The following is a 22,299-nucleotide window of genomic DNA, read 5'->3' as shown; positions in this document are numbered from 1 at the left end:
AAAATAATGAAAAATTTTAATTTTAATATTCAGAATAATAATTACAATGTAAGAATTCTTTCGCACGAAGGAAACGTCATTGAAATGGAAGTCAACGGAACCTCCTATTCCGTTAAAATGAAGGAAGAGACCAAGAAGGCCAAAACGCCTAAATTGGTCCGTGCCGCTTCAAAAAGACCGGCAGAGCCCCTTAAGGTCAATCCGAGTTCTTCCACAACTAAGATCGTGGCCCCCATACCAGGGGTTGTACTTTCAATTGATGTGAAGGTAGGGGATTCCATAAAACTGGGAGACCGGTTGTTGGTATTGGAGGCCATGAAAATGGAAAACAATATCGCCTCGGAAAAATCAGGTACAGTTACAGCGGTAAAGGTCACCGTGGGGCAGCAAGTATTGCAAAACGAAGTAATGATTGAACTAGAGTAGAAATTTCGTAAAAGTGGGTGTTGATATGGTCTTAAAACCAATCGATACCTCGTTAATACTAGCAAAAAAACATAAAATGAAGAAAATACTTTTAATATTCGGAGTGCTATCACTTTTGATCTTTATCCGACCAGCATTAGGTTTTAGCAGTGATGCGAATCCAAAGGATGGGATTACTACCGTAGAGGCACAACCAAACGTAGACCAGGGAGATGGCGTTTTTACGAATGCCGTCCATGGTATAGAACAGTTTTATAACTATACCGGTTTTGCAAATGCCACTTGGGGACATATCATTATGATCCTAATCGGTATTGTATTTATCTATTTAGGTATAAAATTTGATTACGAACCTCTTTTGTTGATACCCATAGGTATTGGTGTGATTATTGGGAATATCCCCTTTGTTGCCGGTAACCAAACAGGGATTTATGAAACAGGGTCTGTATTGAACTACCTTTATTTTGGGGTGGTCAAAGGGGTATACCCCCCATTGATATTCTTGGGTATTGGTGCTATGACCGATTTCTCATCATTGATCGCCAACCCAAAATTGATGTTGTTGGGTGCTGCCGCCCAAATAGGGGTTTTCGGAACCTTTTTGGGAGCCTTATATTTAGGATTCAGTCTGCCAGAGGCGGGAGCTATCGGTATTATTGGTGGGGCAGATGGTCCTACAGCGATATTCCTATCCTCAAAATTGGCCAATGGTATCAATATTCTACCTGATGGAACGACCGTTAAAAACCTTATCGGCCCTATCGCAATTGCTGCGTATTCGTACATGGCCTTGGTTCCTGTTATCCAACCACCTATTATGAGGTTGTTGGTTAACAAAGAGGATAGAAAAATCAGGATGAAACCACCAAGGGCGGTTACCCAAAAGGAAAAAATGATTTTCCCTGTTGTGGCCTTATTGTTGACTACCTTTATTTCTCCTAGTGCATTGCCACTATTGGGAATGTTGTTCTTTGGTAATTTATTGAAGGAATCAGGTAGGACAGAACGACTAGCGGATACGGCACGAACCAAGCTTATTGATATAGTTACTATATTGTTGGGTGTTACCGTAGGGGCTTCCACACAGGCCGATATTTTTATTACCAAGGATTCCATGTTGATTTTCACATTAGGTGCCGTTTCTTTTGTAATAGCGACAATGGGAGGATTGCTTTTTGCTAAATTCATGAATCTATTCCTTAAAGGGGATAATAAGATCAATCCGTTAATCGGAGCCTCAGGGGTTTCGGCGGTTCCGGATAGTGCTAGGGTTGTACATGCCGAGGCGCTTAAATCCGATCCGCATAATTATCTATTGATGCACGCTATGGCGCCCAATGTTTCGGGAGTTATAGGGTCGGCAATCGCAGCGGGTATTTTGCTGAGTTTCTTAGCGTAATTGGAAGGACTCAGATCGAAGAACCAAATAACTAGAGATTTAAAAATTTAAAGAAATGAAAATTCCAAATTTGATGTCAGCTGATAAGGCTGTTAAATTAATAGAATCAGGAAATAGGGTATTGATACAAGGTGGGTCTGCAACACCGCAGGCCTTGATAAAAGCCATGGTCGCCAGAGCTCCCGAATTGAAAAATGTTGAGATCGTTCACTTGCATACCGAAGGGGAATGTGGATATACCGATCCTGCATTAAGGGACAGTTTCCACACCAATGCTTTTTTCATAGGCGGTAATATTCGTAAAAGAATAGGGGACACAGCGGATTATATTCCTATTTTTCTTAGTGATATTCCAAGTTTGTTTCGCCAGGGATATATGGATCTCGATGTTGTTTTGGTCAATGTTTCACCACCGGACAAGCACGGTTTTTGTTCCTTAGGGGTTTCCGTTGATATTGTGATTTCGGCCATAGAACAAGGTAAGAAAGTAATTGCACAGATCAATCCGCGGATGCCAAGAACCTTTGGGGATGCCTTGATCCATGTAAATAATTTTGCGGCTTGTGTCGATGTTGTGGAGGAAATCTACGAAATGAGTTTTGTGGATCCCACTGAAACTGAAAAAGCAATTGGTAAAAACATAGCGGGAATTATAGAGGATGGCGCTACCTTACAAATGGGTATTGGTGGAATTCCAAATGCTGTCTTAACGTTCTTGCACAATCACAAGAACTTAGGGGTGCATACGGAAATGTTCTCTGAAGGTATCGTCGATTTGGTTGAGAAAGGAATTGTTAACGGGTCACAGAAAAAAACGAACCCTTATAAAATCGTTTCCGGATTTGCAATGGGTACTCGTCGTTTGTATGACTTTATGGATGACAACCCAGAAATAGAAATGAAGGATATTGCCTATGTCAACGATACGGCGGTTATTCGACAAAATCCAAAATCAACCGCCATTAATTCGGCCATTGAGATAGATATTACCGGTCAAGTATGTGCGGATTCCATAGGTACAAGAATGTTCTCAGGAGTAGGGGGACAGATGGACTTTATGCGGGGATCGGCATTGTCCGAAGGTGGTAAACCGATCATTGCCATAACTTCAAGAACCGGAAAAGGTGTTTCCAAAATCGTACCTATGTTAAAACAGGGTGCAGGTGTGGTTACCACTAGGGCACATGCCAGATACGTGGCCACTGAATTTGGTATTGCTGAATTATTTGGTAAAAATTTAAAACAAAGGGCAAAAGCTTTAAGGGATATTGCCCACCCTGATGATAGGGAAGGGTTGGACAAAGCTATTTTTGAAAGATTCGGCAGTAGCCTTTCGGTTTAATTAAATCTAGAATTAGCAAATAAGTATTTTACTACTATAATAGCACATATTATGAACGATAAGAATAAATCACTTTTTTCTGAATTCCCTCCGGTTACTACGGAGCAGTGGATGGAAAGAGTGACTGCAGATTTAAAAGGAGCTGATTTTGACAAAAAACTTGTTTGGAAGAATCTTTCAGGAATCAACATCCAACCTTGTTATAACTTTGAAAACAAGATTACGCAGCTTAAAAATACGGGGGAGAATTCGCAGTCATTGGTCAATTACCGTAGTATTGTGGTTGCAACTGCCGAGAGCGGTAATAAGCTAGCCTTAAAAGCGGTTGAAGAAGGAATGAACGGAATCATTTTCCAAATAAAGGAAAATGTTTCGGCGGCTACCTTGTTAAACGGAATCGACTTAAATGAAATTTCGGTTTCTTTTGAATTGGCTGATAACGCCGTTGCCTTTACTGCTGACGTAATAAAGGTTGCAAAAGGCAAAGACCTAAAAGGATATATCGACACAGGAATAATCTCCAATTATGTAACCACAGGTTCTTTTGATGGGAACCAAGTTGAGGTTGCCGCTGAATTGGTGAAAATGACCGCTGATTATCCTAACTTCAAGGCCATTACGATTTCTGGGACTGAATATTTGGATTCCGGTGCAAACCAAGTGCAAGAGATTGCTTATACCTTGAATTCCTTGGTTTTCCTTATAGAAAAGTTGACCGAGAAAGGTATTGATGCAAAAGCCATATTCAACAACTTTAACTTTAAACTGGCGATTGGTTTAGAGTATTTTGTTGAAATCGGTAAGTTTAGGGCCTTTAACAGTTTATTGGCTGAAGTGGCCGCCAAATATGGTGTTGCTGAAGTTTCTAAAACGGTTATGGCAAAAACATCCATCTGGAGTAAGTCCATTACCGATGCCAATACGAATATGTTGCGAGCCACTACCGAAGCCATGTCCGCCATATTGGGAAATGTGGATGGCGTTTTAATTGATCCCTATGATAAGGAATTCAAAGAGCCTTCCGATTTTTCAAGTAGAATAGCGGGTAACATTACCACAATTTTAAGGGAAGAATCTTATTTTGGTAAAGTAACGAATCCGGTTGATGGGTCTTACTACGTTGAGGAAGTTACTTCAAAAATTGCAGAAAAAGCTTTGGAATTATTTAAGTCCATTGAAGCTGCAGGAGGTTTTTATAAGGCGTTTGAAAATGAAACAATTCAACAACAAATCGCTGAAATCCGTTTGCAAAAATTAAAATTGATCAGTCAGCGTAGACTTCCAATGGTCGGGGTGAATAAATATCCTAACCTAATGGAGACGGTTTCCGCCGATTTGCTATCAAAAGGTTCCGCAGACAATCCAAAAGTGTTGACTCCAAGACGGGCTTCATTGGAAATAGAAGCCATGCGTAGGAAGACAGAGGAATTGGTTGCGGAAACCAATGTACGACCCATAGTTCAGTTGGCAAGTTATGGGAATTTGACCATGCGTAAGGCTAGAGCTGCTTTTGCTTACGATTTTATCGGTGTTAGTGGTTTTGACGTTCATCAAGAGGAAAGCTTTGAAAGTGCTGCGGTTGCTGCTGAAAAAAGTGCTAAATCCGATTCCCACGTGGTTGTTATTTGTAGTTCTGACCAGGATTATGATGAAACGGCACTTGACTTTATAAAAGCATTTAGGGCTATTACTACCAGCAAGGTGTTATTATTGGCCGGTGCCCCTAAAAATTTGGATGAATTGACTGAAGCAGGTTTAGACGGAATTGTAAATATGAGAACTGATGTTCTGAAGACACTTTCTAGTATTCAGGAAAAAGTTCAAAAAACATTAAAATCTTAAGAAGTATGAAACCAGATTTTTCAGATATAAAATTAAATTCTGCTGTTAAACAAACGGCAGCAACTTCAGAGAATCATGAAGTGTGGAATACTCCTGAAGGAATACCGGTAAAAAAACAATTTACGGCCGAAGATATTAAGGATGCGGAACATTTAAAATATGCAGCGGGTGTACCACCCTTTTTAAGGGGGCCCTATAGTGCCATGTATGCCATGCGTCCTTGGACAATCCGTCAGTATGCTGGTTTCTCCACTGCTGAGGAATCCAACGCATTCTACAGAAGAAACTTGGCCGCAGGTCAAAAGGGACTTTCGGTGGCATTTGATTTGGCCACACACCGTGGGTACGATTCCGATCACCCTCGTGTAACCGGTGATGTTGGTAAGGCCGGGGTTGCCATAGATTCCATTTTGGATATGGAGATCCTGTTCGATCAGATTCCTTTGGATAAGATGTCGGTATCCATGACAATGAACGGTGCGGTATTGCCTATCATGGCTTTTTATATTGCCGCGGCGAGAAAACAAGGGGTTTCTTTGGATAAACTTTCAGGAACGATCCAAAATGATATCTTAAAAGAGTTTATGGTGCGTAATACATATATTTACCCACCATTACCTTCAATGAAGATCATTGGTGATATCTTTGATTACACCACTAAGAATATGCCTAAATTCAATTCCATTTCAATTAGTGGTTACCACATGCAGGAAGCAGGTGCAACTGCCGATATTGAGTTGGCTTACACTTTGGCGGATGGTATGGAGTACATTAGGACTGGATTGAAATCCGGTTTGAAAATCGATGAGTTTGCTCCTCGTTTATCTTTCTTCTGGGCCGTAGGGATGAATCATTTTATGGAAATCGCCAAAATGCGTGCCGCACGTATGCTTTGGGCAAAAATCATAAAATCATTCAACCCCACAAATCCAAAGTCAATGGCATTGCGTACGCATAGTCAGACTTCGGGATGGAGTTTAAGTGAGCAAGATCCTTTCAACAACGTAGCCCGTACTTGTATCGAAGCTATGGCTGCTGGCTTGGGAGGAACACAATCCTTGCATACCAATGCGTTGGATGAAGCAATTGCTTTGCCTACCGATTTCTCTGCACGTATTGCACGTAATACCCAGATTTATATCCAGGATGAAACGCAGATGACCAAAGCAGTCGATCCTTGGGCCGGTTCTTACTATGTTGAGTACCTAACCCAGGAGATTGCCAAAAAAGCTTGGAAATTGATAGAAGAGGTTGAAGAACTTGGTGGAATGGCCAAAGCCATAGAAACCGGGGTGCCTAAAATGCGTATCGAGGAAGCCTCGGCCCGTAAGCAGGCCCGATTGGATTCCGGTCAGGATATCTTGGTTGGTGTCAATAAATTCAGGACCAAAGAGAAATCGAATATCGAGATTCTTGAGGTTGACAATTCCGTTGTTCGCGATTCACAGATTGAACGTCTTAAAAAGCTTCGTGCCAATAGAGATCAAACCGTTGTGGATAAAAATCTTGCTGCATTATCGAAATGTGCTGAGACAGGTAAAGGTAATTTACTGGAATTGGCCGTGGAAGCTGCCGAGAATTTTGCTACTTTAGGTGAGATTTCAGATGCTTTAGAGGCTCATTTTGGTCGTCATAAAGCGGATACTAGATTAATCAGTGGTGTATATAGTAAAGAAGTGGATAACGATAGTACTTTTGCAAAAGCGCAAAAATTGGCCGATAAGTTTGCCGAAATAGAAGGTCGCCGCCCAAGGGTGATGATCGCTAAAATGGGTCAGGATGGTCATGATAGGGGAGCCAAAGTGGTTGCCTCTAGTTTTGCCGATTTAGGTTTTGATGTAGATATGGGCTCTTTGTTTCAAACTCCAGAGGAGGTTGCGAAACAGGCTGTAGAGAATGATGTTCACTTTGTAGGGGCTTCCAGTTTGGCAGCAGGTCATAAAACATTGATTCCACAGTTGATCGGTGAGTTGGAAAAACTGGGCCGACCAGATATCATGGTATTTGCTGGTGGTGTGATTCCCGAACAGGATTATAACTATTTATTGGAAAGAAAGGTAGCTGCCATTTTTGGTCCTGGTACCGTTATTTCTGAATCAGCCATTACCATTATGGAGAAATATCTAGAACAATAGAAATTTGTTCTTAAAACAAGGGTTTGTTTAGGCGTTCTTTGGCCCATAACAAACATTGAAGCTGACATATATTTTACACGCCACTATTCAATTTTATATTGGGTAGTGGCTTTGTAATTCAAGGTAACGCTTGTGGCCCAATATTTATGACTAAATAATTTAAGTCCAATTACTAATGTTGAAACAAAAAACGTATTTAAATTGGAGTAGTGGTAAGGATGCTGCCTTGGCGTTGTACTATTTACTTGAGGACCCCAATTATGAAGTGGGATACATACTTACTACGGTGAACGGACATTACAATCGTGTAAGCATGCATGGGCTAAGAAGGGATTTATTGGAACAACAACTACAGGTCATTGGTATTGCCAATGGCGTCGTAGCATTACCCGAAACCCCTTCAAACAATGATTATGAGGAGCTGATGGGAAGAACGGTAAGGCAATTGAAGACCGATGGCTTTGAATATGCTGCCTTTGGTGATATTTTTTTGGATGACCTAAGGACGTATCGGGAAGAGCAGTTGGATAAGGTGGGGGTAAAAACCGTTTTCCCACTATGGAAAAAGGACACTGGCCAATTGATCCGCGAATTCTTGGATAAGGGTTTTAAGACTATTGTGGTTTGTGTCAATGCCGATTTACTCGATGCTTCCTTTGCGGGAAGGATAATTGATGAGGATTTTATAAACGATTTGCCTGAAGGGGTGGATCCCTGTGGTGAAAATGGGGAATTCCATACCTTTTGTTTTGATGCTCCTTATTTTGAACGGCCCGTTCAATTTACCATAGGGGAAAAAGTGTATAGGGAATATAAGAATGGGGAAACAACTAACGGATTTTGGTTCTGTGATTTATTACCGATAAACAAAGATGAATAAACACGAGGAAAAGAATTGCCCACGATGTAATACGGTCTTCGAATGCAAAGTAGGCTCTATATTATTATGCCAATGTACTACGGTAACCCTCAATGAGGAAGAACGTACTTATATGAGGGAACAGTTTTCCGATTGTCTTTGTGCCCCTTGTATGCAGGCCGTCAAGGCGGAATACCATAACAACCTTTTAAAGGATAAAATCGATAAATTAGCAGGTAAATCAAAGGGCTTGTAACCTTTCCAGATATTTATAGCAACTAAAAACGACGATAATACCTGTGGGGTAAGTATCTGCTGAAAATCCATAGATATATTAATGCTTGGTTGTCGTGATATTGTTCCTGTGGACTTTTTTACATCGAAATTGGGGTCCATCCGTTAGAACGGGTTCTTACGCCTTATGCCCATTTTTTGTTAATCATAGAACTTCCATTCCCAGTGTTTGGAATCAATCCCCATTACTTAAAACAACAAGCCCAAAAGCTGTGTACAAATAATCAATAGAACCATAGCTATGGGGTAAACCGTAGCGTATGCAATTGATGGGGCATCGGTTGTGGTCATGGTATCCACTGCGGCCAAACCAGGTGTACTGGTCATTGATCCAGTTAAGGTTCCCAATAAGGTCAAGGCATTGATTTTAAAAAACAACCGGGCAATAATGGCGGCGATCAGCATGGGTAGGAAAGTCATTACACCGCCCACCAAGAACAGTTTGATACCATATTGCGAATAGGTTTCCACCAAGGTGGCACCCGCTTCCGTACCTACTACGGCCAAGAAAAGCATTAAGCCGAATTGCCTTAATAACTGATTGGCATTTCCACTCATCATCCATAATATATTACCGGTTTTACCAATACGGCCCAAAACCATGGCAACGATCAATACCCCTCCGGTAAGACCCAGATTAAAACTGAAGGTGTCACCAAAATTGATGGATACGCCTCCGACCAAAATTCCGATAACAATACCCAATGCCAAAGGGAAAAAGTTGGTGTCGGAAAGCTCACTTTTGTTATTACCGATCAATTTCGATATTTGGGAAACATTGTCCTTTTCACTAGAGATTACCAATTTGTCCCCAATCTGGAGTTTTAGGGTAGAGTTTGGGGATAGGTCAATACCACTTCTTCGGATTCGTGTTATGGTTGCATTGAAATTTTCCCTTAGGTTTAATTCCCCTAATGATTTATTCACCAATTCAGTTCGGGTCATCAAATACGATTGGGACACATATTGTTCCCCAAATGCGATTTCAACATCGGATTTAGGGCCTATTAGTAATTCGGCCCGCCTTAGGGATTCTTCAGTACCCACAACCCGTACAAAATCACCTTTATGTAATACGGTGTCTTTTTTAGGGGTAAAAGCCTTTCCTTTATGCATAACCCTTGAGATGACACCCTTGGTCATTGAGCGTACCCTGAGTTCCCCAATGGTTTTGTTGATTGCCCCTTCGTGTTCTACCAAAAAGTTGGCTCTTGTTATCGGTTCGTAATGACTAAGCGCTTTGGCTTCATAATCCTTTTCTTCCTTAGAAAGGTTAATTCTTAAAATTTTAGGGAATAATTTCACGAATAGAATAACCCCGATGACCCCAAATGGATAGGCAATACCATAACCGATTGATGCCAGTGGCGAATGTGTAATATCGATCACCGTTGCCAAACCTGGTGTACTTGTCAACGCCCCGGCCATTAAACCAATCGCAATTGATTTGTCAATATCCAAAAACATAATGGCAATTAGCGCCAATAAGGCAGCTGTTATAATTACGATTGTGGCCATGATCATTAGATTTTTACCATCTTTTCTAAATGAATCGAAAAATCCAGGTCCCGCCTGTAATCCTATGGTATAAATAAAAAGAATCAGTCCTATTTTCTGTAGGATATTGGGTAGGGAGACCCCAAGATGGCCAAAAAGAAGGGCGACAAAAATAATAGCGGAAATATCCAACGAGATCCCCTTTATCTTTATGTTACCGATTATAAATCCAATACAAATGATTATAAATAATACGAGGTAGGTGGTGTCTAAAAAATACATGGAGATTTATTTCAAAATGGGTGACAAAAGTAAATTATAAATAGGTTGTCAAAACTGACATTTGTTATTTTTCTTGAAAAACTAAATCAGTAAAACGATTCTTAACCCTTCACTAATAACATTATGATAAGAGGTCAATGACTTTCTAAAAGCCCCCTATGGTGATTGTTTTAGTGATAGCGTGGCATTAAAGGCGTCAAGGGCGGAAGAAACCGTTGCCGCATTTGCTTCGGAAGGCATGTTCCACACCACTCCGGGTGCCTTGGTACCCCCAGCCATACTTTTATCCCAGATAGCCGAGGTGTTCTTTAACATGAATTTTTTGTACGTATTCTTGGGACTATTTTCATTGAGGTACATGAGATGACGCATAAAAACACCCTTGAATTGTTTGGCATCCGAACTACACGAATCGGGTTCACATCTCTTTTCCACCAAGACCATATTCGAATTCGTCATGTTCCTTAGCGTTGCTTTAGCAAGGTCATGGGCACTTTTTAAATAGTGGCTTTCCCCCGTTATTTTATATAGATTGACTAGGCCGGTCAACACTACACCTTGATTATAGGTCCATACGTTTTCCGTAATGGATTCCTGTCCGTTTTTAAAACGAACCCCATCCTGTATGTTCCCATTTGAATTTATCAATCGGGAATCTACCATCCATTCCCAAATGGAGGTGGCCCATAACAAGGCCGACTTTCCATGGACGGTTTTGGTACCGGCCAAATGTAAGCGAGTGGCCAATGTCATTGCGAGTCCATTACTAATAGAGCCTTTAAACTCCAATCCTTTTTTCCAGTAGAGGCCACCGTTTTCATTCCATCCGGTTGTGATGTCCTCGAAAATGATATTGGCCATGTCCAAATACCGTTGTTCACCCGTATATTCCCAAGCATCCAACCAGGCGAGTGCCCACCAACCTTCATCGTCATAGAAGTCATTGATATAATTCTTACAGATCCAGGCTGGTTTTTTTTCCGTGGCGGGAACTTCGAATTCTTTGGTCCTGTCAAAAATTTCCGCGATCTTTTTTTTAAAGTCGGGGTCATGGGTTAGCTTAGCGTTGTTTATTTGGGCAGTTAGGATGTTGGCCGCGTTCCACCAAGAAGTGGTTTCCCATAATCCGGTATCCTCATTGTACCAGTTGTCTAGATAATGGATTAATTTCCCAGCTTGGTCTTTTGGGGTATATTGCCCATAAGATTGAATGTGTATACCCACGATTAAAAAAAGGAAAAGAAGTGATTTCTTCAAAGTAAAACTTATTTAATTCCAAATGCCCCACGACCCTGGAAATGTAATTATAACGATTTTTTGAACTCTTCAATAATGATTTGTGCGGCCTTTACCGGAGAAATTTTTGCAGAAATGATGTCTTTCTCCAAAATTTCCAATTGATTGGCTATGTTTTTGGAACCATAGAACAATTGTTTCAATTCCTCATTGATATTGTTGTACATCCATTTTATTTGTTGGTGGTTTCGGTTTTTAATAAAATAACCATTTTCATCAACTAGTTTTTTAAACTTTGTAATTTCTTCCCATACATTATCAATACCAATATGTTTTACGGCAGATGCTGTGGATACGACTGGACTCCAACCTGAATCGGCCATGGGGAATATATGTAAGGCATTTTGGTATTGTCGCTTAGCAATTTCACTTTTTTTAATGTTGTCACCGTCGGCTTTATTGATTACCACCATATCGGCCATTTCCATAATCCCTTTTTTAATTCCTTGCAGTTCATCACCTGCTCCGGATAACATTAAAAGTAAAAAGAAATCGGTCATTCCATGTACTGCTGTCTCAGATTGGCCAACGCCTACGGTTTCAATCAAGATCACATCGTATCCGGCGGCTTCACACAACAACATGGATTCCCCTGTTTTATTGGCCACCCCGCCTAAGGTATCCCCTGTGGCTGAGGGACGAATGAATGCCTCTTCCTTATTGGCCAATTCCTCCATCCGTGTTTTGTCACCAAGAATACTGCCCTTTGATCGTTGGCTACTGGGGTCAATCGATAAGATGCCTACCCGATGTCCTTTACCGATAAGGTACATTCCAAAGGCTTCAATAAATGTACTCTTACCAACACCAGGAACACCGGTTATACCGATCCGTATCGAATTTCCCGAGTGGGGTAGAATGCCTTGGATGATCTCTTTGGCTAATATTTTATCACTTTCAAGATTGCTTTCCACGATGGTAATTCCCCGCGACAGGATAACCCTGTCCCCTTTTAAGATACCATCAATATATTCTTTTGCCGTTAATCTTCCCTTTGGTTTGTAGTTTGTCATGGAGTGTGGAATGAAATCAAATTAGCTACTTATTTTAAATAAATAATCCGCTCTTTTTAATGAAAAAAGATGGATTTTTTAATAGGATTTAACTTAGTGAAATCGAAAGGGCAAAGGTAAACATAAAGCCAAAAGCACCATAATTAAGAATCATATTTATCAGATTCGATGGTACTGTATTTGTGATAATTTAAAATTTTAGGGATCATTTTGGTATTCCATAAAAAAATAAGGCCGTTAAGTATCAAAAAATGATAGAATTCATGTTTTGTTTCTTTTTTTATATTTATACTTGTTAGGTTCGTTCTTGTGGAATATGTATGATTTTTGGAAGTCCAAATAGATTTAGTCAAGCCTAGGATAAATGGCAGTACCCTGAAAAGGAAATTATCTATATGGATCGGTAGCGGAAACCCTCGATTACGTTTTTAGGATCGATAGCTTTAGTGATAAAACAATACTGATAATTCTAAACAATGCCATACATGAACAAAAAATTCAAGGTAAATGTAAACCATGACCTGTCCTTCAATATTACCGATCAGGATATTGCAAGTTTGGATGCATTGCCAACCTCAAAAACAGCCTATCATATCTTACAGGAGAACAAACCGTTTTTAGCAGAGATCCTTGCTTCTGATTTTAACAAAAAGAAATATACCGTAAAGGTCAATACCAGTACCTATGAGACTGTCATTTCCGACGATTTGGATCTTTTGATCAAGGAAATGGGATTTTCCTTGGGTTCTACAAAGAACATAGACGTAATATATGCCCCTATGCCCGGACTTATTCTTGAGATTAATGTGGCCATCGGGCAAACGGTAAAGGAGGAAGAGCCTTTATTGATATTGGAAGCCATGAAGATGGAAAATGTCATTGCATCCCCTAGGACGGGAACCATAAAGTCGATTTCTGTAAATAAGGGGGAAGCCGTTGTGAAAAAACAATTGTTGATAGAGTTTGAATAAACAGGTTGTGCAATGATGCTACAATTTTGTCAGTAAGCACTAGGGCAAATTATTTCTGGTAATAAATAGAAAAAGGAATAGATGAAAAAAATATTAATAGCCAATAGGGGGGAAATTGCCATACGGGTAATGAAAACCGCTCAGCGAATGGGCATTAAAACGGTTGCGGTTTATTCAAAGGTAGATAGAAACGCACCCCATGTGAAGTTTGCCGATGAGGCGGCTTGCATCGGGGAAGCACCTTCCAACCAATCCTATCTTGTAATTTCAAAGATCATCGAAGTGGCTAAGAAGCTACATGTGGATGCCATACATCCCGGTTACGGTTTTTTGAGTGAAAATGCCGAATTCGCAGAGGAAGTCGAAAAGAACAAAATGATATTCATTGGTCCTAAAACCAATGCTATCCGAATCATGGGAAGCAAATTGGCAGCGAAAGATGCTGTTAAAAAGTATAATATACCGATGGTCCCTGGTATTGATGAAGCGATAACCGATATTAAAAAGGCCAAGGAGATCGCTAAGGAAATCGGATTCCCTGTGCTGATAAAGGCCTCTGCAGGTGGAGGAGGTAAGGGCATGCGGGTGGTGGAAAAGGAAAAAGACCTTGAGGCGCAAATGAAACGGGCTATTAGTGAGGCCACTTCAGCATTTGGTGATGGTTCTGTTTTTATTGAAAAATATGTGACCTCCCCAAGGCATATAGAGATACAGGTAATGGCCGATAGTCACGGTAATATTCTCCACTTCTTTGAACGGGAATGTAGCGTACAACGAAGACACCAAAAGGTAATTGAGGAAGCTCCCTCGACTATTTTAACCCCTGAACTTCGCGAAGAAATGGGTGTAGCGGCAACCAAGGTGGCCAAGGCCTGTGATTATTTGGGGGCGGGTACCGTTGAATTCCTGATGGATGCGGACCTTAATTACTACTTCTTGGAAATGAACACTCGGTTACAGGTAGAACACCCGGTAAGTGAGCTTATTTCCGGAGTTGATTTGGTGGAATTACAGATACGGGTGGCCCGGGGAGAGGCGTTGGCCATGAAGCAGGAAGATTTAAAAATAAAAGGACATGCCCTTGAGCTTCGAGTGTATGCCGAAGATCCCTTGAATGATTTCTTACCGAGTATTGGTACATTGGAAACCTATCAATTGCCTTCGGGCAAGGGGGTTCGTGTTGATAATGGTTTTGAACAGGGGATGGATGTGCCCATCTATTACGACCCCATGCTTTCTAAGTTGGTGGCTTATGGGGAAACCCGGGATGAAGCGATTCAAATCATGTTGAAAGCCATTAGCGATTATGTCATTAGGGGGGTCCAGACGACTTTGCCTTTTGGGAAATTCGTTTTTGAGCATGAAGCTTTCCGTACAGGAAAATTTGACACCCATTTTGTTAAGGATCATTATTCTCCCGAAGTCCTCAAAGCAAAAACCCATGAGGAGGCCAAAATAGCTGCGATCATCGCCTTGAAAAAATATAGGGAAGACCAAAAAATCCTAAGAACCCCAAGACAATAAATTATGGATCCAAGATTGAAAAAATTAGAAGAAAGGGTAGCTTTAGCCCATAAGGGTGGAGGCAAAAGACGTATCGATAAACAGCATGCCAAAAAGAAGTTAACCGCAAGGGAAAGAATCGATTATCTATTGGATGAAGGTTCGTTTGAGGAAATGGGGGTTTTGGTCACACACCGCTCCACCGATTTCAACATGGAGAAGAAAATGTACTATGGGGATGGGGTAGTCACAGGATATGGCACCATTAATGGGCGATTGGTTTATGTATATGCCCAGGATTTTACGATTTTTGGAGGTGCCTTGTCTGAGACACATGCAGAGAAGATATGTAAGGTGATGGATTTGGCAGTAAAGGTTGGGGCACCCATAATCGGTTTGAATGATTCCGGGGGAGCCCGAATTCAGGAAGGGGTCCGTTCCTTGGGCGGTTATGCCGATATTTTTTACAGAAACGTACAGGCCTCCGGGGTAATCCCCCAATTATCGGCGATCATGGGGCCATGTGCCGGCGGTGCCGTTTATTCACCCGCAATGACCGATTTCACTTTAATGGTCGAAGAAACAAGTTATATGTTCGTTACAGGTCCGAATGTGGTAAAAACGGTGACCAATGAAGAGGTGACTTCCGAAGAATTGGGTGGGGCCAATACCCATGCCTCAAAATCGGGTGTGGCCCATTGTACTTCGGCCAACGATATTGAATGTATGGAGGACCTAAAAAAATTGTTGGGTTATCTTCCCCAGAACAATAAGGAAACCAGCCAAAAGTTACCATTTGAGTTTAAGGAAGAGGTTCGCGATGTCCTAAAGGATATTATTCCTGAAAACCCCAATAAACCTTATGATATGCATGAGGTCATAAAAGGGATTATTGACGAGGATACCTTCTTTGAGATCCACAAGGATTTTGCAGAGAACATCATTGTGGGTTTTGCAAGGTTAGGGGGTAGGAGTATTGGCATAATCGCCAACCAACCCATGTTTCTCGCCGGGGTTTTAGGGGTAAAAAGCTCTATTAAGGCAGCGCGTTTCACGCGTTTTTGCGATGCGTTCAATATTCCGCTTTTGGTTTTGGTCGATGTACCTGGTTTCTTACCGGGAACCGATCAAGAATGGAATGGAATCATCGTACATGGGGCAAAATTATTATATGCGCTTAGTGAAGCTACCGTACCCCGGGTTACGGTCATTACAAGAAAAGCCTATGGTGGGGCCTATGACGTAATGAATTCGAAACATATAGGCGCCGATTTCAATTACGCTTGGCCCTCCGCCGAAATTGCGGTAATGGGAGCCAAAGGGGCCAGTGAGATTATTTTTAAAAGGGAAATTACGGAAGCCGATGATCCTACGGCCAAGTTGGCGGAAAAGGAAGCCGAATATGCCGAGAAGTTTGCCCACCCCTACAGGGCGGCAAGAAGGGGTTTTATCGATGAGGTGATACGTCCTGAAAACACGAGGCGAAAATTGATCAAGACCTTTAGCATGTTAGAGGGAAAAGAGGTAATCCGCCCCGATAGGAAACACGGTAACATACCTTTATAACCGGTTTGGACATATGCATTACGGGTTCATATCCCAATCGAGGGTTTTTTCGTTTGCGAATTTGATTTTTTATTAATAATCAATTAATGGGGATATGGCTACCTTTGCCAGATGCAAAATGAGAAAGTAAAACCCAATTTTGAATTTGTTGCCCTTATGGCGGCATTGATGTCCATTGCGGCATTGGCCATTGATGCTTTGTTACCAGCACTTTCCGAGATTGGTGTGTCCATAAATAGTTTCGATGCTACCGATCATCAATTATTGATCACCATGATTTTTTTAGGGTTGGGTATCGGTCAATTGTTTTTTGGACCTTTATCGGATACGTTTGGCAGAAAGCCAATGGTCTATTCGGGATTCTCGGTTTTTGCCTTGGCCAGTGTTGTATGCCTGTTTGCCCCTTCCTTGGAATGGATGATTGTGGGAAGGATATTCCAAGGCATAGGATTATCGGCGGCTAGAACCATATGCGTAGCGATTATCAGGGACACTTATAAGGGGGATTATATGGCCAAGGTTATGTCATTTGTCACAGCCTTTTTTATTATGGTGCCCGTTGTGGCACCAGCTATCGGAAAAGGTGTAATGGATGCTTTTGGCTGGAAAGCCATTTTCTATTTACAATTGATCCTTGCTTTGGTTGTGTGTATATGGTTTTGGAAACGACAACCGGAAACCCTTCATCCTGAATATAAAATTCCATTTTCGAGCCATATTTTTGTTGATGGTCTAAAGGAATTGCTCAAGTATAAGGAGACCATGGCATTCACTATGATTTCTGGATTGATTACGGGCTCTTTCCTGGTTTACCTCAGTGCGTCACAGCATATATTCGAGGATATTTATGGACTTAAGGATACTTTTCCCTTTATTTTTGCAGGTTTGTCAGTCTCCATAGGGTTGTCTACCTTTTTGAATGGTACTTTGGTGTTGAAATTTGGTATGCGTAAATTGTCATTGACAGCCCTTTCGTTGTTCAGTAGTATTGCACTATTGTATGTACTATTGTTTTGGAATGCGGACAATCCGGATATAGTGGTACTGGTCAGCTTTCTTTCTGCCCAGTTTTTTTGCTTGGGCTTTATGTGGGGTAATTTTAGATCCATTGCCATGGAACCCATAGGGCATATTGCCGGTATCGGTGCAGCCATCACTGGTTTTGTTTCCACATTGTTTTCGATTCCCATTGCCGCCTATGTAGGTAGTTTTATACAGAAAAGCGTATTGCCGATGTTTGTGGGCTTGGCTATTTGCGGATTGGTATCCCTCGTCATTTTTCTGCTAATGCGAAGAAAGATCTCCAAGCGCGCAAAACTTTTGGTTTAGCGTTGGTTTACAATAAAAGAAACCGTTCCTAAGGGATACCTTAAGAACGGTTTCATGTTTTTACGATCTTCGGTTAAGGGTACTATAGAACGTTATCCATGATTTCCTTAACGACTTCTGGATTCAATAAGGTACTGGTATCCCCAAGGTTGGAGGTGTCCTTACTGGCGATTTTACGTAAAATCCTTCTCATGATCTTACCGCTTCTTGTTTTTGGTAGTCCGGACACAAATTGAATTTTATCCAATTTGGCTATAGGGCCAATAAGTTCGGTAATCTGTTGATTGATTTCCTTGCGAACGTTATCCCTATCACGACTTTCACCGGTTTCCTTTAGGATAACATATCCATATAGGGCATTTCCTTTAACGTCATGTGGGAATCCAACGATTGCCGATTCTGCCACAGCCTGGTGCTCGTTGATGGCATCTTCAATAGGGGCAGTTCCCAAGTTATGTCCAGATACGATAATCACATCATCGACACGGCCTGTAATCCTGTAATACCCTACGGCATCCCTATTGGCGCCATCACCTGTAAAGTACATGTTTTTGTATGCCGAAAAGTAGGTGTCCCGATAACGCTCATGGTTGCCCCAAATGGTCCTCGCGATTGATGGCCATGGGAATTTAATACACAGCCGTCCTTCTACCTGGTTGCCTTTGATCTCATTGCCTTCCTCATCCATTAATGCGGGTTGTACCCCGATAAAGGGTAAGGTGGCAAAAGTTGGTGTGGTTGGGGTAACATAGGGGATAGGGGAAATCATTATGCCTCCCGTCTCAGTTTGCCACCAAGTATCTACAATCGGACTCTTTTTCTTACCAACATTATTGTTATACCAGTGCCAAGCTTCCTCATTAATGGGTTCACCCACCGAACCGAGGACTTTTAAGGATGATAGGTCATGTTTTTCTAGATAATCCAAATTTTCCTTTGCCAAAGCCCGGATAGCGGTAGGTGCCGTATAAAACTGATTCACCTTGTGTTTTTCGATCACTTCCCAAAAACGACTAAAATCAGGGTAGGAGGGAACACCTTCGAACATTATTGAAGTTGCACCATTGGCCAAGGGTCCGTATACGATATACGAGTGTCCCGTAATCCAACCAATATCGGCCGTACACCAGAAAACATCTTCTTCGCGATATTGGAATATATTTTTAAACGTGTAGGCGGTATAAACCATATAACCCCCACAGGTATGAACCATTCCCTTTGGTTTTCCTGTGGATCCTGAAGTATAAAGAATGAACAACGGATCCTCGGCATTCATGGTCTCTGCCTCGCAATCGCCATAGGCCCCATCCATCAAAGGGGCCAGCCATTTATCCCTGCCTTCAACCATCTCAATGTCACTTTGGATTCTTTTGGCCACTAATACGGTTTGTACACCAGGGCATTCTTCCAAGGCTTTATCCACGATTCCCTTAAGATCGATTGATTTGTTTCCACGATAAGAACCGTCCGATGTTATCACCATTTTACAATCGGAATCATTGATCCTGGAAGCAATTGCATTTGAGGAGAAACCTGCAAAGACAACGGAATGGATTGCCCCAATACGGGCACAGGCAAGAACGGCATAGGTGAGTTCAGGGATCATGGGCAAGTAAATACAAACACGATCTCCTTTTTTTATACCATTGTCTTTGAGTACATTGGCCAATTTGCAAACCCTTTCATGTAACTGTCCGTAGGTGATATGCTGTGCCTCTTCCTTAGGGTTGTTGGGTTCAAAAAGGATGGCGGTCTTGTTTCTACGGGTAGCCAAATGCCGATCGATACAGTTATCGGTAATATTCAATTGTGCACCTTGAAACCATTTAACCTCTGGTTTGGAAAAATCCCATTCCAATACGGTGTCCCATTTCTTACGCCAGATGAAATGTTCCTCTGCGATTTCTTCCCAAAAGCTCTCGGGGTTACGAACGGATTTTCTATAAACTTGATAATATTCCTCTAGGTGTTTAATGTGATAATTACTCATTAGTCTTTGTTTTTAGTTTGATCCTACTTTATGCGTTTTGTAAACGTTCTCTATTTCATCTATTATTTTTGGGTCATCAATTGTTGATGGTATTTTATAGTCGTCATTGTCCGCTATACTACGTAACAATTTACGTAGAATTTTTCCAGAACGTGTTTTGGGCAATCGATTTACCAAAATCACTTGTTTTAATGAGGCAACCGGTCCAATTTGATTTCTAACTTCCTTGATGACCTCACTTTGGATGACCGATTCAGCGATTTCATTTCCGGATTTGGTCACGGCCAAGGCTAAGGGAATCTGGCCTTTGAGGTCATCATTGATCCCGATTACGGCACATTCGGCCACAGCCGGATGGGAAGCGACGATTTCTTCCATTTCAGCAGTGGATAACCGATGTCCTGCCACATTGATGACATCATCGACCCTTCCGGTGATATAAACATATCCATCCGCATCCCTATAACCGCCATCACCTGAAAAATAATAACCGGGAAAACGTGCTAAATATCCTGCTTTGAATCTTTCCGGATTTTTCCAAATATTCTTCAGGTTCCCTGGTGGTAAAGGCAATTTCACTGTCACGAAACCTTCTGAGCCTGCTCCTAGAACTTCTCCGTCATTATTCAATATTTGAATATTATATCCACAGACAGGAAAGGTGGCGGAGCCTGGTTTTACCTTGGCCAATTCCACCCCGGCCATATTTGCCAACATGGGCCATCCGGATTCTGTTTGCCACCAATGGTCGATGACGGGTACCTTCAATTTTTCCTCCGTCCATTTTAAGGTGGATGCATCACAGCGTTCCCCAGCTAAAAATTGGAACTTAAGGCTTGAAAGGTCATAACCTTCCATCATTTCCCCATTGGGATCTTCCTTCTTGATGGCCCTGATTGCGGTGGGTGCCGTAAACATTACTTTTACCCTATGTTCACTGATAACCCTCCAAAAGGTCGAGGCATCCGGGGTCCTGATGGGTTTACCTTCAAAAAGAATGGTGGTGTTCCTATTGATCAATGGTCCATAAACGATATAACTATGTCCTACGACCCAGCCCACGTCACTGGCCGCCCAAAACACATCCCCGGGATCTACCCCATACACATATTTCATTGAGAATTTGAGCGCAGTCGCATACCCTCCTGTGTCCCTAATGATTCCTTTGGGTTTGCCTGTGGTGCCCGAGGTGTATAGAATATATGAGGGATGGGTGGCCTCAACCGCCAAGGGTTCTGCTGGGGAGGCATTCTTAACGGCCTCCAGATAGTCGATATCATAGGGTTTCCCTGGGGTATCGGCCCCTAAATGTCTTTGGAAAAGAATGACCTTATCTGGTTTGTGCGCGGCCATCTCTATGGCTTCGTCAACATAAGGTTTGTAGGGTATGATCCGGTCGATTTCGATACCACTGGAGGCGGTAATGATGACCTTTGGTGTGCAATCATCTATTCTAATGGCCAATTCATGGGGGGCAAATCCACCAAATACCACAGAATGTATAACACCGATTCTTGCGCAAGCCAACATGGCATAAAGGGCTTGGGGTATCATGGGCATATAGATTATGGCGGTATCCCCCTTTTCGAGTCCTAAATCCTTTAAGGCTCCGGCGAGTCTTGAAACTTCCTTGTGAAGACGATTATAGGTGATTATCTCTTTGGTATTTGTGACCGGTGAATCATAGATTACGGCATTCTGGCGTCCATATCCATCTTCGATATGTTTGTCTATGCAGAGATAACTCAAATTCAACTTGCCATCGGCGAACCATTGCGGATACCCATCGTCATCCTTTGAAAGTATGTGTTCGGGAGCCTGATACCAATGAAGGTTCTCGGCTTGGTTTTTCCAGAATAACTCTGGATTCCCAATGCTCTGTTTGTAGAATTCCTGATAATTCATGACTTGGTTTTTTTTGGGTTGAACAGTCCAAACCAATTTGGGTTAAGTACCTTTAATTTGATCAATACCCACAGTATAACCACAAAACAAATGCCCATGACAATGGAGTTCATTGGACTGATTGTTGTTTCACTTTCATATTTAAAACGCAGGTAAAGGGATACGATGGCATATACACAGATAAAGATATCCGATGCCAAAGGGTTGAGACGTAATTTCATTTTAACTTACATTAATTAGACATAGGTGTTGTTTGCACACAAAACCAATGGTTAATTAAGTAGTCCAAGTATCTCTGAAACTATTTTTTTAATTGAAAACGGCTTGGTTAAATATTTGTCAGCTCCAAGTTTTAGACCTTTTTCAATATCTGAAATTTTATTTTTTGCTGTCAGGAACACCACTTTTGTGTTCTTGAGGGCGTCGTTTTTTTTGATATGCTCCAACGTTTGGTAACCATCCACGTTCGGCATCATTATGTCCAACAGAACCACATCGGGAATGCTTGTTTCCAGAATATGCATGGCTTCACCACCATCCCTGGCTATATACACTTCAAAGTCTTTTTTCTTGAAAGCGTATTCCAATGTCATCACAATATTTGGCTCGTCATCGACGATCAATATCTTTTTCATTTTCAATAGCGTGTA

The 22,299-nt window shown here is 41.6% G+C and carries 18 protein-coding genes; 11 read left to right on the top strand and 7 right to left on the bottom strand.

Annotated elements, in window-relative coordinates:
- The first annotated feature begins 6 nt into the window (after nt 1-6).
- The 7 genes from LX92_RS16485 to LX92_RS16455 all read left to right on the top strand — a co-directional run bounded on the left by LX92_RS16485 (nt 7) and on the right by LX92_RS16455 (nt 8,259).
- Nucleotides 7-426, top strand: a complete 420-nt coding sequence (locus tag LX92_RS16485; protein ID WP_109653031.1) for a biotin/lipoyl-containing protein — start codon at nt 7-9, stop codon at nt 424-426.
- 76 nt (nt 427-502) lie between these two features.
- Nucleotides 503-1,825 (top strand): sodium ion-translocating decarboxylase subunit beta, encoded by a 1,323-nt coding sequence (locus LX92_RS16480; RefSeq protein WP_109653213.1) that lies wholly within the window; start codon nt 503-505, stop codon nt 1,823-1,825.
- A 55-nt stretch (nt 1,826-1,880) separates the two neighbouring features.
- Nucleotides 1,881-3,167, top strand: coding sequence for an acetyl-CoA hydrolase/transferase family protein (locus LX92_RS16475; protein ID WP_109653029.1), 1,287 nt, complete (start codon nt 1,881-1,883; stop codon nt 3,165-3,167).
- Nucleotides 3,168-3,218: 51 nt separating this feature from the next.
- Nucleotides 3,219-5,009 carry a methylmalonyl-CoA mutase family protein gene (locus tag LX92_RS16470; protein WP_109653027.1) on the top strand — a complete coding sequence of 597 codons (1,791 nt, stop codon included), beginning with the start codon at nt 3,219-3,221 and terminating at the stop codon, nt 5,007-5,009.
- A 5-nt stretch (nt 5,010-5,014) separates the two neighbouring features.
- Entirely contained in the window at nt 5,015-7,144 is a 2,130-nt protein-coding gene (scpA, locus tag LX92_RS16465) for a methylmalonyl-CoA mutase (protein ID WP_109653025.1), read from the top strand.
- A gap of 175 nt (nt 7,145-7,319) precedes the next feature.
- On the top strand, nt 7,320-8,024 hold the full coding sequence (locus tag LX92_RS16460) for a Dph6-related ATP pyrophosphatase (protein ID WP_109653023.1): 705 nt from the start codon (nt 7,320-7,322) through the stop codon (nt 8,022-8,024).
- Nucleotides 8,017-8,259: a cysteine-rich CWC family protein gene (locus LX92_RS16455; RefSeq protein ID WP_109653021.1), complete on the top strand. Its 243-nt coding sequence runs from the start codon at nt 8,017-8,019 to the stop codon at nt 8,257-8,259. Before LX92_RS16460 ends, LX92_RS16455 begins: the two co-directional genes overlap by 8 nt.
- A gap of 227 nt (nt 8,260-8,486) precedes the next feature.
- Here LX92_RS16455 and LX92_RS16450 read toward each other — a convergent pair whose 3' ends face one another.
- The 3 genes from LX92_RS16450 to meaB form a co-directional block, all read right to left on the bottom strand.
- Nucleotides 8,487-10,076, bottom strand: coding sequence for an aspartate:alanine exchanger family transporter (locus LX92_RS16450; RefSeq protein ID WP_109653019.1), 1,590 nt, complete (start codon nt 10,074-10,076; stop codon nt 8,487-8,489).
- 156 nt (nt 10,077-10,232) lie between these two features.
- Entirely contained in the window at nt 10,233-11,333 is a 1,101-nt protein-coding gene (locus LX92_RS16445; protein ID WP_170117877.1) for a glycoside hydrolase family 76 protein, read from the bottom strand.
- 47 nt (nt 11,334-11,380) lie between these two features.
- Nucleotides 11,381-12,385, bottom strand: coding sequence for a methylmalonyl Co-A mutase-associated GTPase MeaB (meaB, locus tag LX92_RS16440; protein WP_109653015.1), 1,005 nt, complete (start codon nt 12,383-12,385; stop codon nt 11,381-11,383).
- Nucleotides 12,386-12,870: 485 nt separating this feature from the next.
- On the opposite strand from meaB, the gene LX92_RS16435 reads away from it, so the two are divergent.
- From LX92_RS16435 to LX92_RS16420, 4 genes are all read left to right on the top strand, one after another.
- Nucleotides 12,871-13,356, top strand: a complete 486-nt coding sequence (locus tag LX92_RS16435; protein WP_109653211.1) for an acetyl-CoA carboxylase biotin carboxyl carrier protein subunit — start codon at nt 12,871-12,873, stop codon at nt 13,354-13,356.
- Nucleotides 13,357-13,437: 81 nt separating this feature from the next.
- Nucleotides 13,438-14,880: an acetyl-CoA carboxylase biotin carboxylase subunit gene (gene accC, locus LX92_RS16430; RefSeq protein ID WP_109653013.1), complete on the top strand. Its 1,443-nt coding sequence runs from the start codon at nt 13,438-13,440 to the stop codon at nt 14,878-14,880.
- Between the two features lie 3 nt (nt 14,881-14,883).
- A complete protein-coding gene (locus LX92_RS16425) occupies nt 14,884-16,425 on the top strand; it encodes an acyl-CoA carboxylase subunit beta (protein ID WP_109653011.1) in 1,542 nt (513 codons plus the stop codon).
- 111 nt (nt 16,426-16,536) lie between these two features.
- Nucleotides 16,537-17,754, top strand: a complete 1,218-nt coding sequence (locus LX92_RS16420; RefSeq protein ID WP_109653009.1) for a multidrug effflux MFS transporter — start codon at nt 16,537-16,539, stop codon at nt 17,752-17,754.
- 82 nt (nt 17,755-17,836) lie between these two features.
- Here LX92_RS16420 and acs read toward each other — a convergent pair whose 3' ends face one another.
- From acs to LX92_RS16400, 4 genes are read right to left on the bottom strand one after another with little or no spacing between them, the layout of a single operon-like run.
- Nucleotides 17,837-19,744 carry an acetate--CoA ligase gene (gene acs, locus LX92_RS16415; RefSeq protein WP_109653007.1) on the bottom strand — a complete coding sequence of 636 codons (1,908 nt, stop codon included), beginning with the start codon at nt 19,742-19,744 and terminating at the stop codon, nt 17,837-17,839.
- Nucleotides 19,745-19,756: 12 nt separating this feature from the next.
- A complete protein-coding gene (locus LX92_RS16410) occupies nt 19,757-21,649 on the bottom strand; it encodes an acetate--CoA ligase (RefSeq protein WP_109653006.1) in 1,893 nt (630 codons plus the stop codon).
- Complete coding sequence (locus LX92_RS16405; protein ID WP_109653004.1) at nt 21,646-21,870, bottom strand: hypothetical protein; 225 nt, start codon at nt 21,868-21,870, stop codon at nt 21,646-21,648. The genes LX92_RS16410 and LX92_RS16405 overlap by 4 nt, the downstream gene beginning before the upstream one ends.
- 51 nt (nt 21,871-21,921) lie before the next feature.
- Nucleotides 21,922-22,284: a response regulator transcription factor gene (locus LX92_RS16400; RefSeq protein ID WP_109653002.1), complete on the bottom strand. Its 363-nt coding sequence runs from the start codon at nt 22,282-22,284 to the stop codon at nt 21,922-21,924.
- Nucleotides 22,285-22,299 lie beyond the last annotated feature (15 nt).

Origin of the sequence: Maribacter polysiphoniae, assembly GCF_003148665.1 — a bacterium.
GTDB classification, from domain to species: domain Bacteria; phylum Bacteroidota; class Bacteroidia; order Flavobacteriales; family Flavobacteriaceae; genus Maribacter_A; species Maribacter_A polysiphoniae.
The sequence above is the reverse complement of the archived record's forward strand: the minus strand, read 5'-3'. Positions and strand labels throughout refer to the sequence as shown.

Excerpts from the sequence above, each read along its gene's own strand:
- accC (WP_109653013.1), top strand. The coding sequence starts at position 13,438 with ATGAAAAAAATATTAATAGCCAATAGGGGGGAAATTGCCATACGGGTA.
- LX92_RS16425 (WP_109653011.1), top strand. The coding sequence starts at position 14,884 with ATGGATCCAAGATTGAAAAAATTAGAAGAAAGGGTAGCTTTAGCCCAT.
- LX92_RS16400 (WP_109653002.1), bottom strand. The coding sequence starts at position 22,284 with ATGAAAAAGATATTGATCGTCGATGACGAGCCAAATATTGTGATGACA.
- LX92_RS16470 (WP_109653027.1), top strand. The coding sequence starts at position 3,219 with ATGAACGATAAGAATAAATCACTTTTTTCTGAATTCCCTCCGGTTACT.
- acs (WP_109653007.1), bottom strand. The coding sequence starts at position 19,744 with ATGAGTAATTATCACATTAAACACCTAGAGGAATATTATCAAGTTTAT.
- LX92_RS16410 (WP_109653006.1), bottom strand. The coding sequence starts at position 21,649 with ATGAATTATCAGGAATTCTACAAACAGAGCATTGGGAATCCAGAGTTA.
- LX92_RS16420 (WP_109653009.1), top strand. The coding sequence starts at position 16,537 with ATGCAAAATGAGAAAGTAAAACCCAATTTTGAATTTGTTGCCCTTATG.
- LX92_RS16475 (WP_109653029.1), top strand. The coding sequence starts at position 1,881 with ATGAAAATTCCAAATTTGATGTCAGCTGATAAGGCTGTTAAATTAATA.
- LX92_RS16485 (WP_109653031.1), top strand. The coding sequence starts at position 7 with ATGAAAAATTTTAATTTTAATATTCAGAATAATAATTACAATGTAAGA.
- meaB (WP_109653015.1), bottom strand. The coding sequence starts at position 12,385 with ATGACAAACTACAAACCAAAGGGAAGATTAACGGCAAAAGAATATATT.
- LX92_RS16450 (WP_109653019.1), bottom strand. The coding sequence starts at position 10,076 with ATGTATTTTTTAGACACCACCTACCTCGTATTATTTATAATCATTTGT.
- LX92_RS16460 (WP_109653023.1), top strand. The coding sequence starts at position 7,320 with ATGTTGAAACAAAAAACGTATTTAAATTGGAGTAGTGGTAAGGATGCT.
- LX92_RS16435 (WP_109653211.1), top strand. The coding sequence starts at position 12,871 with ATGAACAAAAAATTCAAGGTAAATGTAAACCATGACCTGTCCTTCAAT.
- LX92_RS16455 (WP_109653021.1), top strand. The coding sequence starts at position 8,017 with ATGAATAAACACGAGGAAAAGAATTGCCCACGATGTAATACGGTCTTC.
- LX92_RS16405 (WP_109653004.1), bottom strand. The coding sequence starts at position 21,870 with ATGAAATTACGTCTCAACCCTTTGGCATCGGATATCTTTATCTGTGTA.
- LX92_RS16480 (WP_109653213.1), top strand. The coding sequence starts at position 503 with ATGAAGAAAATACTTTTAATATTCGGAGTGCTATCACTTTTGATCTTT.
- scpA (WP_109653025.1), top strand. The coding sequence starts at position 5,015 with ATGAAACCAGATTTTTCAGATATAAAATTAAATTCTGCTGTTAAACAA.